This is a genomic window from Streptomyces sp. NPDC000941 (assembly GCF_053599555.1).
Genome location: NZ_JBSFMM010000041.1, coordinates 31555 through 44205 on the forward strand (window position 1 = coordinate 31555; position 12651 = coordinate 44205).

The window sequence follows — 12651 nt, forward strand, 5'->3', positions numbered from 1 at the left end:
CGGGTTTACTCCGACAAGACGGCTATAGGGAGCAGAATCGGGTGTAGAGATTCCGGCCACCACCGTTGCTGGGAGGCACCCATGCCACGCACCCGATACGCCCCCGACCGGGGGCTGACCGCCCGCATGGTGACCACGATGTTCTTCATCGGTCTGCTCTACGTGGTCTTCGTCGGCGTGCTGCTGGCCCTGCTGCGCGGGGCCTGGCCGCTGATCCTGCTGATCGCGGGCGGGCTGTTCGTGGCGCAGTTCTGGTTCAGCGACCGGATCGCGGCGTTCTCCATGGGCGCCCGGGAGGTCACCCCCGAGCAGGCGCCCGAGCTGCACGGCGCGGTCGACCGGCTGTGCGCGCTCGCCGATATGCCCAAGCCGAAGGTGGCCATCGCCGACTCCGATGTGCCCAACGCCTTCGCGACCGGCCGCAACCAGCGCAACTCGATGGTCTGCGCGACGACAGGGCTGCTGCGCCGGCTGGAGCCGGAGGAGCTGGAGGGCGTGCTCGCGCATGAGCTGTCGCATGTCGCTCACCGGGATGTGGCGGTCATGACCATAGCTTCGTTCCTGGGCGTCCTGGCGGGCATCATGACCCGCGTCGCCCTGTGGGGCGGCCTGAGCAGCCGTAACAGCCGGGACTCCAATACCGCCATCGCGGTGCTGATCATCCCGCTGGTGAGCGCCGTGGTCTACGCGATCAGCTTCCTGCTCACCCGGCTGCTCTCCCGCTACCGGGAGCTGAGCGCCGACCGCGCCGGTGCCCTGCTGACCGGCCGTCCCTCGGCGCTGGCTGCCGCGCTGACCAAGGTGACCGGGCAGATAGCCCGAATACCCACCCGCGATCTGCGCCGGGCGGAGCCGTTCAACGCCTTCTACTTCGCCCCGGCGCTCAGCGGGCAGAGCCTGAGCCGGCTGTTCGCCTCCCACCCCACGCTGGAGCGGCGGCTCGAACAGCTGGCTCGCGTCTCCGCCCAGCTTGGCCAGGCGGAGAGGGGCTGAGAACCATGGGTTTCTGGGATGCCGTCCTCGGCCGCAGCAAGCCCGTACGGCCCGATCTCGACCAGCTCTTCGCGCTGCCATCGGCCGCGGTGACGCTGGAGGCGGGGGCGGGGTTCACCCCCACGGGTCTCGGCTCGGTGTGCTTCGCGAGCGTCGAGGGCGGCGCCTTCGACCGGCTCCAGGAGGAGGTACGGGCCCTGCTGGACGCGGACACCGAACGCGGCGGGGTGCCCGTCGAGTTCAGCCGGGACGAGTACGGCTACACCTGGCTGCTGGCCCGGCAGCCGCGGGACGATCTGGCGGCCCTGGTGAGCGATCTGCACGCGGTCAACACCCTGCTCCAGGACGCCGGCTTCGGCCCGCAGCTGCTGTGCTCCCTGGTCGGCTTCCGGGACGCGGAGGCTCGGCCACTCGCGCTGGTGTACCTGTACAAGCGCGGCACGTTCTACCCCTTCGCCCCGCTGCCCGGCCGCGGCGAGAAGCGCGACAACGCGCTCGAGCTCCAGGTGCGGGGGCTGCTCGGCGACGATCTACGGGTCGAGGAGGACCTGAGCCGCTGGTTCCCGGTGTGGGGCGCGCCCGGTATGGCCGGCTGAGCGCCGCCTCCGGGGGCTTGCCTCTGAGGGCGGGTGTCAGATGTCGCGCGTCTTGGCGAAGGCGACGAATGACGCCCAGGCGGCGGCCTCGAATATGAGCGCTGGGCCGTCGGGGGCCTTGGAGTCCCGGACGGGGACCAGCCCGGAGGTGGCGATGTTCGGCGCCCACTCGACGCACTGCGCCCCTCCGTTGCCGGAGAACGAGGACTTGACCCACTTCGCGCGGAGCAGGTCGGGGGTGAGGCTCATATGCGGCACGCCTTGGCGAAGGTCACGAATGACGCCCAAGCGGCGGCCTCGAATATGAGCACCGGGCCGCCGGGGACCTTGGAGTCCCGGACCGGGACCAAGTCAGAGGCGGCGATGTTCGGCGCCCACTCAACACAGTTGCCGCCTCCGTTGCCGCTATAGCTGGACTTGGCCCACTTCGCGTAGGAGAGGTCAGGGGCGGTGCTCATGCTGGTAGTGCCTCCAATACGGACCGAATGAACGCCGCCGAGTCACCCGGCGACAGGGCGCACGCCCTGAGTAGATCGTAGGACCGCTGACGGTCCGCGACGACCTCCAGGTCTTCTAGCAACGTTCCGGTTGTGATGCTCTCTTCGTAAGCCACTCGTGTCCCATCGTCCAAGGTCATCAGCGTCAGGGAGCCCCCTAGCAGTGCGTGCCCTCCATGTTCGAATGGGAGGACTTGAACCACAGTTGTCGGCGTGAGCGCTAGTTCAGCGAGATGGCTCAGTTGGGCCCGCATGACTCTTGCTCCGCCGATGCCCCGCCGTAGCACTGCCTCATCAAGAATCATGGAGAAGTCGGGCGGAGGGTCGGCCATCAGCAGAGCTTGCCGACTCATGCGGGCCGTGACCAGTTCCTCGATCTTGTCGCGCGTCGCTTTGGGGTTGGCCAGGACGAACTGAGCACGTGCATAGTCGTCGGTCTGCGCGAGGCCCGGCACGATCTGCGGGGTGTAATCCTCGATGAGCCTTGCCCGCGCCTCAAGCTCCATACGACGGCGGAACTGGTCCGGATGGATCTCCTTGCGAGCGAGGGCGTACAGCTTCCCGAAGATGCCATCCGTACCGAACGCCGCGTCGAGTATGGCCGGAAGCTCCGGCGGAATCATGGATTCTGCCGTCTCGAACCGCGCCAGCGAACTCTTGCTGAACTTGGTGACAGCGGCCAGAGCCTCAAGGGACATCCCTGCCGCTCCTCGCAATCGGCGCATCTCCGCACCAAACAGGTGACGGGCGGAACGATCTGGTGTCAGTGCGCATGGCCGAGCTGGCATCGAGCAACCTCATTTCCCGATGGGCCGGTTGGGACATCAATGACTTCAGATCGTACGCGCCAGGCGACAGGCTGTGACCATGCAAGGTGACTACTGGTCACGAGCAGGAGTGCCAGATGAAAGAAGGCCCCTGATGGTGGTTCCCCCCGAACAGATCATCGAATCCGCGTCAGACGCTGCGACCACGATTGACCTCCGACGCGTGTCCGTCCGCATAGCTCACCGGCTACAAGACACCGCGCTTCGGTCGCTTGAATCGCTGCGAGCGGGGTGGATGTCGATGAAGCGCCGCACGGTGAGCGCAACCGCAGAACTGCTGCGGCGCATGCGGTACGTCATCGCGGCCGACCAGGGTCGGCATAGCGCGGCGTACGTGGCACCTCGCCCTGTCCACGCTCCCGTACCGCCGCCTCCAATGCCCGTCGCCGTCGAGCCCTCCACGCCCTCATCTGTCTTGCACGAGGACCCACCCACGCTCCCCCTCCCGCGCATCCCGGCTGCCGAGCGCTTCCCGATTGTCTGGGACGTCGACCCTGTGGGGTTGTACGTCGTCGAGTACGAGCGTGAGCGGGCGTTGGGAATGACGCGATGAGCGCGGGGACACCTCCGCAGGAGACGCCGGGTGGTCCCGGACCGCGCCCAACTCTCAAGGAGTTGGAGCAGCGCGCGGAGGCTTTGGCCAAGGCGATCCGCAAGCACCTGGAACAGGGGACGCGGCGGTGAGGCCGTTGATGGCGCGGAGCATGACAGTTGGAGCCCGAGGCTGCGCGAAGTGCCGGGAGTGCATCGCGTTGCGCGAGAAGGCCAAGCGGGACGGGGATTACGGCAAGGCGACCACGTACGAGATCTTGCGCCGCCGTCATCCGTCCCACGAAACGCCGGGCCGTACGGCCCGTTGGGGGCTGCCCGTATGAGCCGGCCGACGCCGTACAGGGGCCCAAGGGTGGGCCAGGAAGCGTACGACGCTGCCTCGGGGCGCGTCGGCGTCCTCCAGGACGTCTGTCACGTTGACGATCTCATCTTCGACCACCGGATGCCCGGGCCCCGTGTCGCCTTCCTACGCCCGGCTGCAGGCGGGCGGGAGTGGATGACCGACGCCGGAAACGTCAAGTTCCCAGCGGAGGCCAAGAAGCATCCCGACGCCTGCGACGAGTCACACTGGGAATGACATCGGCATAGAGACCAATGCCAGTGACTTTGCGGTGAGTATGGGACAGCGACACGCCGACACCACGGCGTTTCGCTGTCCGATACTCACCGCAAACCAGGCTTGGGACGTGAGAGTCCCTGGCATTGGCGTATAGACCCCTGCCTCTGTCCTGCCGCAGAGTCGGGCCAGCACGGAGTGTGAAGAGGTAGCGGCCCGGATATCACGGCGCAGCGCGACGCCCGGGCGTGGTTTGTGTCAGGAGCGGGCCCGGTGGAACCACTGGGCGGACTGCCGCAGCGACAGCAGCACCACGATCGTGACGCCTATAACTAGGTCGACCAGTCCAGCCGGTTGACCCTGTCCCATCGCGCGGAACGCGATGGCGATCATCAGTGACGCGGCGACAATCGTTGTCATCCTGCTTTTGCTCTTGCCGAAGCGGAGCGCGCACACAAAGGCAATGATCACCGGAAAGCTTGCCCCGGTGATCTCACCGGCTTTCTCCGGGTCACCAGCCAGTGCTATACGGAGCGCGACGAGTCCCACCATGACGAAGACCAGTATCTGCGCGGCCCGGACCGTCCCTGGCATGGTCATCGGCTGTGGATATCCTGGCCCGGCCTCGGGGCCGTGCGAAGGGTACGGCTGGTAGGCGGTAGGTGGCTGTGGGCCGTAACCCGCCGGGGGACCGTATCCGACAGGCGGGGCCTGATTGGGATCCTGGCCCGTGTCCCAACCTGGATGTTGTGGGGTGGACATGACACGGACTTTACCAGTGACGCAGCGCGACGATTGCCTCGCGCTGTGGTTACGCAAGGCGCAACTCGCGGATTGATCAGAAGAGGTCGACGATGCGGCCGGACCGCCGGGGCAGAGTTGACTCCCTGCTGGTCAAGTGGTGCATCTTCATCCGTACTTTGTGGAGCTGGAGCAGTTGTTCCGAGCCGTCGAGGAAGCCGTCCTCACGGGCTGAGAGCGCCTTGCGCCGAGCGAACCCAGGTCTGGTCGGCCTGCACCGGCTCATCCGCCGGCTCCACCCGCTCATCGGACCCCGAAGCCTGGATCACCTTTCCCGACAGCTTCGCCATCGCCACCACCCGCGCGGCACTCGGAGCCGCCTGCGGTCGGAAGACTGGGCCTGGCGATGACCTGTATCAGGAGATCGCCTGCTCCAGCCTAGTGATCCACCTCGAACAGGTCTCCGCGTTAATCTCGTAAAATAGCTCAGGAGTGGAGATCTCAAAGAGGAGCTGAATCAGCAAGTCCTCATGCCCTTCGGCCACGCCAATGGCATACAAAGAATGCACAACCTCCGCCCACTCGGTAAGTTCACGAGCGGAGACGCTACCTGAGAGAAACTTGTCGAGCACCCTGATCGCACTCTTCGGGCGAAGATACACGACCTCATCGATTTGACCAGCACTCGCAGACCGTGCGGTGGGAGCCAGATCGTCGATATTCCCATTCAGGTCGAGCAGATCTAGGACCGCTTTGACTTCCTGTTGATTGATGTCATCCCCCAGGTCCTTTCAACGCGTCTACCACACACTGCGCTGGTCCCGGCAGCCACAGCATCAAACCATCGCTCTGCCGTCATCGCGGAAAGGCTCATAGATTGTGCCAAGCGTGATTGCATGCGCCGCGACACTCCGTTTCTCTTCGTCGCGTGTCGGCGACTGCGAATGTCGAAAGCAGAACGCGGAAGGACTTTACATACTCACTCGGAGGGAGATTAATAATCTTTCCCATTTGTTCGAGAATTGGTTCTCGAACTATCAGTACAGCAGGGGTCATCGTCGGCTTCACCCCTGACTGCGCCAGGCCGTTTCGCCCGTCCTCCGATGTTGCGTGGGCCTGCATCGAGTATCGGACCACCTCTTGCAGCACAGCTTTCTGCTCGGCTTGGGCCAGTGAGCCGAACCAGCTCACGGCCGCTTCCATACTGCGCAGTCCTTGGGCAACCTCATTGATAATTCGCTCCGACTCTCTCATGCGATCAACCACTTTCGGGTTGGAATACAACATACGGCTTATCTCTGTCCAGCTCTGCATAGTCTGGTCGGTCTGGGTTATAAGTCTGCCAGAAGTCCCGACCGCGTCCACTGCCTTCGCCGTCACCCGTTCCCCTTGGCAAGGAATTATGGACGCTGTGTCGGGTCCTGGATGGGCCAGACAGGATGTAATCCCAGTCCGATGCTGGGTTGGCCGTTCCGCTCGCGCGGCTTCCAACTACAATAATGGGCTCACCTGCTTTATTGGCGGCATTCTGAATGCGTCGAGCGTCGTTCGGGCTTATGCCAGCCTCTGACGGCGTTCGCAACCCGGGGCCGCGCCATTTATGGGGGCATTCCGGCGCGAGGCCGAGGGGATCGGCCCAGGCGTAGGGGTTATCGATGTATGACTCTGGGTTGGGAGCTGGAGCCAGGCCCAATGGGTCTGGTGAGGTGTAGCGGGCGGTTTCGAGGTCGTAATGGCGGAAGTAGTTGTAGTGGAGGCCGGTTTCTGGGTCGGCGTATTGGCCGGGGAAGCGGAGGGGGCAGTCGGCTGTGCCGGGTGGGGTGGGGAGGGGGGTGCCCCAGAGGGCGGTGCGGTGTTGCCAGGCGAGGGTGCCGTTGGGGGTGACCAGTTCGGTGGGGGTGCCGACGAGGTCGGTGATGATGGCGTGGAAGCGGGCGTCGTACTCCGATTGGGGGGTGCTGTCGGCCGCGTGGAGGATGGATGACGCCTGCTCCTCCGTTGGATCCAGCGGAGTTCGGCGCTCGGTTTGGGATATGGGGCGGTGGGTTCCTGGGGCGTAGTCCCAGGTTGTCGTGGCCCCGTCCCTTGTGGTTTGTTCGGCCAGGCGGGTGCCGTCCCAGGTGAAGTGGATCCGGTCGGCGTTTGTGCCGTCCTCGGCGAGGCGTTGTTTGGTGGTGCGGCGGCCCAGGGGGTCGTAGGTGTAGGTCCACTCCTCGCCGCCCGGGGTGGTGGCGTGGGTGAGGCGGTCTTCCGCGTTCCAGGTGTAGGTCCAGGTGCGGGTCTGGCCGTTGAGAAGTTTGCGGGTGCGGCGGACGAGGCGGCCTTGGGCGTCGTGTTCGTAGGTGGTGCGGCCGGCGCGGTGGAGGATGGTGCCGGTGAACTGGCGGTCGCCGGGGGATTGGTGGTTGGGGGCGGTGGCGTGGGTGAGGTTGCCCGCGCTGTCGTAGGTGTAGGTCTCGGTCCAGCCGTGGGCGTGGACCGCCCTGACGCGGCCGACCGGGTCGAGGTCGAAGCGGCGGGTGCCGGAGGTCAGCTCGCGGATTTCGGTGAGGTGGTCGTCCGGGCGGTAGGCGTACTCCCGGTGCTGCAGCAGCGTGGACGTGTCGCCGTGGGTGAGGGACTGGGTCGTCAGGCGGTCCAGGGCGTCCCAGGTCTGAGTGAGCGCCACGTCGTCGCCGAGTGTGCGTGCTGTCTCGCGGCCCACCGCGTCGTAGGCGAAGTGCAGCGCGTTGTCCGCCGTGGTGAGCGTCGTGGGGCGGCCCGTCGCGTCGTATGCCCATTCCGAGCGCAGGCCGCTCGGGGTGATCCGGCCGGTGCGGTTGCCCGCCTGGTTGTAGGTGTACGCGGTGGTCTTGTCGTTGACGGTCTCGGTTAGGACCCTGCCCTGGGCGTCGTATGTGCGGTGCAACTCCGCATCCGGGTTCGCCGACGGTGCCGTTGCGGTCGGTCCAGGATGTGATGCGGTGCTGGTCGTCGTAGGTGAACCGCATCGGTTCTTCGGCGGAGTTGAAGACCTCGGTCAGGTCGCCCGCGCCGTTGTAGCCGAAGGAGACCAGCGTGGTGCCCGTCTCGGCGTCTCCGACGCCCAGCAGGCGCAGCGCGGTGATGCGCAGCAACTCCGGGTCCGTGTCGACCGCGATGCGGTAGCCGCCGGAATGTGCCACCTCCAGCGGGGTGCCGTCCGCGTCATAGGTGAAGGTGATGGACCGGCCGTTGCGGTCCTCGATCATCTGGAGGGGGAGTTCGTTGCCGTTTGCGGCCGGGGGCGTGAAGTGGAGGGTGCGGGCCTGCTCGGGGATCTCGATCCGCATCGTGCCGCCCGGCGTGCCGTCCCAGCGCAGTGGCCAGCGCGGGCCCCGCACTGGGTAGGTGTCCTCCTCGGGTTGAGGTACCGCGTAGCGCAGCACCATGCCCTCGGGCGCTACGAACACGATCCCTTCCGCGTCCAGCTCCAGTCGCTGGTCGAGGGTGGCGGACCAGGTGCGGCCGAACCATCCTCCGCAGGTGTGACCGGAGACGAAGGTACGCTCCAGGACCAGCGGCAGCGCCCCCGGCAGGGACACGTCCGTGGCCGACATGAGCATCTCGCCGGTCGCCACGTCAACCGGGTCGGTTTCGCAGTCCTTCTCGACCCCGCACTTGTCCGTGCCCTTGTCGTTCGCCCGGTCGGACGCCTCGCCGTCCCGGCCCAGCTCCTTCTTACGCAGCGCCAGCCGCTCGGCAGGGGTCTTGCCGACGTTCCTCAGCTCCTTGCGCAGCACGCTCGAACCGCCCGTGGCCACGGCGAGCAGCAGCGACGGGGTGATCTCGCCGGCCGCGCGGATCGGGTCCTTGGACCACATGTCCCAGTTGGTGGCCGCCTTCACGAACTCCTTCGGGTGCGCCGCCGCGTACGCCGCGCCGTCCAGCATGCCGGCCAGCAGCATCGAGAACCCTGCGCCGTCGCCTTTGATGAGCGAGGCGGGGAGTTCGGCCATGTCGAGGATCATGTAATGGGCCTTCCACAGCCCGTCCTTGAGGCTGTCCCCGGCCTTCTGCCAGTTGCTCGGCTTGTTCGGGGCCTTCTCCGTCGCCTTGTCGATCTTCTTTTTCGACGCGTCGACGACCAGGTCCAGCTCGGCGACCAGCTTGTCCAGCCGACCGATGCAGTCCTCCATCGCGGAGACGCCCGGATCGGTCTCCGCGGGCTTCTCCGGCAGCTGCGCATCGCCGCGCGTCACCGCGTCGTCGTAGGCCTCGACCTTCTTGAAGTGCGCCTTGGACGCCGCCCGCGCAGCGTCCGCGTCCTCGATGATCGGCTCGCAGCGCTTCTGTACGGAGCGCAGCTTGGTGGCGTACGACGCCAGCGCACTCGCCACGTGCGTGAACTGGTCGTGGCCCGAGGTCAGTTCCTTCGGCAGCCGGTCGACGGACTTCCGGAACTCACCCGCGCCCCGGCCCTGCCAGTCTTGCAGGTCCGCCAGCCGCAGCTTGTCCTTGCCGTCCTGGAAGGCGCCCGCATACGCGCGTAGCTCCAGCACCAGGTCATCGACGTCATCGGGATTGCCGGGGATCAGGTCCTTGGGCTTCGCGCCCACCGGTATCCGTATCTGCGGGGGCCGCACCGCATCCGGGTCCGCCATCAGGACTCGTCCTCGTACTCACCCAGCGCCTGACGCGCGAACTTCGCCAACGCCGTGTTCCCCGGGCGCTCTTCCATCTCCGGCGCGCCCACGTGCTCCCAGGACCACTTGCCCGCCGCGCCGCTCGGCAGCTTTGCCATGTTCGCGTCCGAGGGCCAGAAGTCCTTCACCCGCATCAGATCCGCCAGCATGTACCCGGCCACCGCCTCGTACAGCCGTTCCACCACCACATCCGCATGGTCCGCGAGCTCGCCCATGCCGAACCCCCACTCCTTGACGAACGCCTTGCCCGACTCCAGGAGATCGGGCGCCCCGCAGTGCTGGAGATAGGCCGTCAGCTTCTCCTGGTTGTTCTTGACCGCCCGGGCCCCGACCACCGACTCCTCCAACGGGCCGATCTGAGCCTTCACCGCAGCGATCTCGATCTTGTAGCCGTCGGCGCCCTCGTTGCCGCCGTACCTGCCGTCCGGGCCACCCTCGGGGAGGGACCGGTTCGCACTCGGCGCGTCAGGATCCGCCATCGTCAGCCCCCTCGCCCTCGCTCTGGCCCTCGTCCTGGCCCTCGTCCTCTGCCTCGCGCAGCGTCTGCGCGTCCAGCAGGAACGGGTGCTTGCCCAGTGGGTCCACCAACGCCCGTACGCCCTCGGGCAACAGCCCCACCAGGTCCTCGGCCGTCGTGGAGGCCCATCCGCACGCTCCCGCGAAGCGCGCAAGGCCCTCGAGCGAGGTGAAGACGGGCACGAGCGGGCCGGCCTCCGCCGTCTCCGAGACCAGGAACCCCGGGTTCTCCGGGCGCTGGAAGTACAGCCGCGCCGCGCGCAGCGCCGCCCACTTCTCCCGCTCCGACATCTGCGCGGCGGTCTCCTGGCGGACCAGGTCGGACAGGCTCGCTTTGCCGCCCTGACCAGGCGATCTGGTGTTCCCTCCCCCAAACATGAGGGCTATCTTCACACAGGTGACCGACACCTTGGGTGACTGACACGCACCTCTTCGCAATCACTCCATGAGTTACCCGTGCGCGGCGTGCCGTCCACCCCGTCGCCCACCGGACCTGCCCCTGCGCCGCGCCACTGGCACCGCCAAGCCGGTCAGCAGCCCTACCGCCAGCGCGTACGGCCACCAGCCGGGTCCGCTGTCGCCCGCGGAGCTCGCGTTCTCCGTCGTGATCTCCGCCGCCGCACCGGGGGAGGCCGCGTCGGCATGGGCGCTCGCGGACGCGCGGGCGGCAGCGGTGGCGGCGGTGGCGGCGGTCAGCAGCACGTCGTTGCCGTCCCCGCCCCGGTAGCTGATCCGGTACGTGGTGCCGGCGAGTTTCACCTCGGCCCCCTCACGGAGACCGGTGAACGCGCCCGTGGTCTTGGCGCCGCCCTTGTGGTCCAGGACGCTGATCTTCCGCGGCGGCTTGGCCCCGACGCCCGAAACGTCGAGCTTCCCGGCCAGCCTGGCCTTGCCCGACACCTCCAACGGCCGGTCGGAGCGCAAGGCCAGTCTCCCCTTCGCGCTCTGCGTGTAGTCACCGGTCACGGCGAGGCCGCCGGTGACCTCGCCCTGGTTGGTCACCGAGCCCTTCACCGTGCCCTTGCCGGACAACGAGGTCGCCACCCGCAGGCCCGTCGTGCCCACGTCCAGCTTCGCCCCCGCCGAAGTGAGGCGGATCGCCTTGCTGCGGGCGAGGGTCGCCCCGGAGCGCAGCGCCAGCGTGCCCTTTTTGACCGTCGTCGTCCCCGTGTACGTCACCGCGCTGCCCGTCAGGGTCGTCGTCGCGGCACCCGCCTGGGTGAGCGATCCGGTTCCGCCGATCTGGGACAGGATGGCGGACTTGCCCGTGTTGTTCAGCACCAGAGAGCCGTTGTTGACGACCTTGTAGAGGTCGCCCTTGGTGTAGAGCCCGCCGTCGCCGCCCCGCTTGCCACTGCCAAGACGCAGTACGGCGCCCTTCTCGACGGTCGTCGAGCCGTTGTAGTACTGGACGGCGGCGAAGGTGACGTCGTTGCCCTTCGTCCCCTTGATGACGATGTCGCCCGCGCCGGGCGCGGAGAGCGTGTCGTGGAAGCGCCCCCCGCCGATGGGGGCGCCCAGCGTCACCGGGCCGTTGTAGTCGAAGGTGAGCAGGGAACGGGAGCGGGCCGCCAGCAGGTTGATGTAGACGGTGTCGGCGGTGCCCGGCATGAAGATCTTGTTCGTGGTGCCGTCGCCCCACTGGACGTCGGCGCCCTTGATGTTGGTGCCGCGCTTGTTGACGTTCTTCCGCGCGGGCGCCCAGTTCAGGGCGGGGTCACTGAGCGAGGGATCGGTGTCGCCGCCCTGGTCCGACCAGCTGTACTGGCCGGTCAGGATGACCTTGCTCCCCGGCCGGGACTGGACGTTGATATCGCTGCCGTACTCGCGCTGGTAGAAGTCCATGCCCATGGTGACGGTCTGTCCCAGCGGGGTGTCCACGGTCCAGGTGCCCTGGTTGAGGACCTTGCGGACGGACCGCAGCGACGTCGCGTACTCCGGCCGGCCCGCGTTCACCTGCGTACCGTTGTCGATCACCCCGGAGAAGGGGTGCGCGCCCGACAGGTCCCAGGTGCCCCAGAGGAACCTCGGCTGGGTGACCAGCCCGGAGCCGCTGATGGTGCCCAGGTTGTAGGAGCTCTTCAGGGAGAGCCGCAGGGTGCCGTCCACCCGGATGTTGTCCTGGTTGAGCCGGAACGCCGGAGTGTTGTACGGAAAGTGGCCGATCAGTCCGGTGGCGCCGCCGTTGCCGTACTGAAGGGTGGCGCCTTTCGCCACGGTCACGGCCGGCGGGTCCGGGTTGGTGACGGTGACGTACGGATGGTTGCCGCCCGGCGTCCTCACCACCTGCCGCTGCCGGGGCCTTCGGCAGGCTGAAGTCGCTGTCCCTGGTGAGGATCAGTGTGCCGGTGCCGCGCACGGTGAGCGTGCCGGTGCCGCTGAACACGCCGTCGTACGTGGTCGTCCCGGCCGGCACGGTCACCACCGTGTCGCCGGCGAGCGTCACGTTCCGGCCCGCCAGCACGTCGGCGGTCACGTCCCGGGGCCCGGGCCCGGCGGCGCTCGCGGCCGGGGCTCCGAGCACGAGGGCGACCACAGCGAGGGCGCCGGCGGATGCTGTTGTCTTGTGAGTGAGGCTGCGCACGTAGCGGAGACGGTCCAGGGCCGGTCCCGATAACAGAAATCTCACCGACTTTTCGCCTCCGCCGCCCCCTCCGCAGGCCGGCACAACGTGTTGCTTGATGTAGAGCAAGCATTTTTTTGGGAGGG

At 67.2% G+C, this 12651-nt stretch carries 11 protein-coding genes and 2 pseudogenes; 3 read left to right on the top strand and 10 right to left on the bottom strand.

Annotated elements, in window-relative coordinates:
• Nucleotides 1-81: 81 nt before the first annotated feature.
• On the top strand, nt 82-993 hold the full coding sequence (gene htpX, locus ACWDSL_RS15905) for a zinc metalloprotease HtpX (protein WP_450485666.1): 912 nt from the start codon (nt 82-84) through the stop codon (nt 991-993).
• 5 nt (nt 994-998) lie between these two features.
• Complete coding sequence (gene pspAB, locus ACWDSL_RS15910; RefSeq protein WP_450485668.1) at nt 999-1589, top strand: PspA-associated protein PspAB; 591 nt, start codon at nt 999-1001, stop codon at nt 1587-1589.
• Between the two features lie 36 nt (nt 1590-1625).
• Here pspAB and ACWDSL_RS15915 read toward each other — a convergent pair whose 3' ends face one another.
• The 3 genes from ACWDSL_RS15915 to ACWDSL_RS15925 are packed head-to-tail and all read right to left on the bottom strand — an operon-like array spanning nt 1626 to nt 2874.
• Nucleotides 1626-1838, bottom strand: coding sequence for a DUF397 domain-containing protein (locus ACWDSL_RS15915; RefSeq protein ID WP_450485669.1), 213 nt, complete (start codon nt 1836-1838; stop codon nt 1626-1628).
• Entirely contained in the window at nt 1835-2047 is a 213-nt protein-coding gene (locus ACWDSL_RS15920; protein WP_450485671.1) for a DUF397 domain-containing protein, read from the bottom strand. Before ACWDSL_RS15920 ends, ACWDSL_RS15915 begins: the two co-directional genes overlap by 4 nt.
• Nucleotides 2044-2874: a helix-turn-helix domain-containing protein gene (locus ACWDSL_RS15925; RefSeq protein WP_450485672.1), complete on the bottom strand. Its 831-nt coding sequence runs from the start codon at nt 2872-2874 to the stop codon at nt 2044-2046. The genes ACWDSL_RS15920 and ACWDSL_RS15925 overlap by 4 nt, the downstream gene beginning before the upstream one ends.
• 743 nt (nt 2875-3617) lie before the next feature.
• On the opposite strand from ACWDSL_RS15925, the gene ACWDSL_RS15930 reads away from it, so the two are divergent.
• Nucleotides 3618-3788: a hypothetical protein gene (locus ACWDSL_RS15930; RefSeq protein ID WP_450485674.1), complete on the top strand. Its 171-nt coding sequence runs from the start codon at nt 3618-3620 to the stop codon at nt 3786-3788.
• Nucleotides 3789-4279: 491 nt separating this feature from the next.
• On the opposite strand, the gene ACWDSL_RS15935 is transcribed toward ACWDSL_RS15930, so the two are convergent.
• The 7 genes and pseudogenes from ACWDSL_RS15935 to ACWDSL_RS15965 all read right to left on the bottom strand — a co-directional run bounded on the left by ACWDSL_RS15935 (nt 4280) and on the right by ACWDSL_RS15965 (nt 12526).
• On the bottom strand, nt 4280-4621 hold the full coding sequence (locus tag ACWDSL_RS15935; RefSeq protein WP_450485676.1) for a hypothetical protein: 342 nt from the start codon (nt 4619-4621) through the stop codon (nt 4280-4282).
• Between the two features lie 238 nt (nt 4622-4859).
• Nucleotides 4860-5048 (bottom strand): hypothetical protein, encoded by a 189-nt coding sequence (locus ACWDSL_RS15940; protein ID WP_450485678.1) that lies wholly within the window; start codon nt 5046-5048, stop codon nt 4860-4862.
• Nucleotides 5049-5632: 584 nt separating this feature from the next.
• The gene (locus ACWDSL_RS15945) at nt 5633-6076 is read right to left on the bottom strand and encodes a DUF5958 family protein (protein ID WP_450485680.1); all 444 of its coding nucleotides are present in this window, start codon (nt 6074-6076) and stop codon (nt 5633-5635) included.
• Nucleotides 6077-6365: 289 nt separating this feature from the next.
• A pseudogene (locus ACWDSL_RS15950) lies at nt 6366-9384 on the bottom strand (RHS repeat domain-containing protein); the annotation flags it as partial.
• Entirely contained in the window at nt 9384-9905 is a 522-nt protein-coding gene (locus ACWDSL_RS15955) for a hypothetical protein (RefSeq protein WP_450485682.1), read from the bottom strand. The pseudogene ACWDSL_RS15950 and the gene ACWDSL_RS15955, both read right to left, overlap by 1 nt.
• On the bottom strand, nt 9892-10320 hold the full coding sequence (locus ACWDSL_RS15960; protein WP_450485684.1) for an SseB family protein: 429 nt from the start codon (nt 10318-10320) through the stop codon (nt 9892-9894). Before ACWDSL_RS15960 ends, ACWDSL_RS15955 begins: the two co-directional genes overlap by 14 nt.
• A 72-nt stretch (nt 10321-10392) precedes the next feature.
• Nucleotides 10393-12526, bottom strand: a pseudogene (locus ACWDSL_RS15965) (autotransporter).
• Nucleotides 12527-12651: the final 125 nt, after the last annotated feature.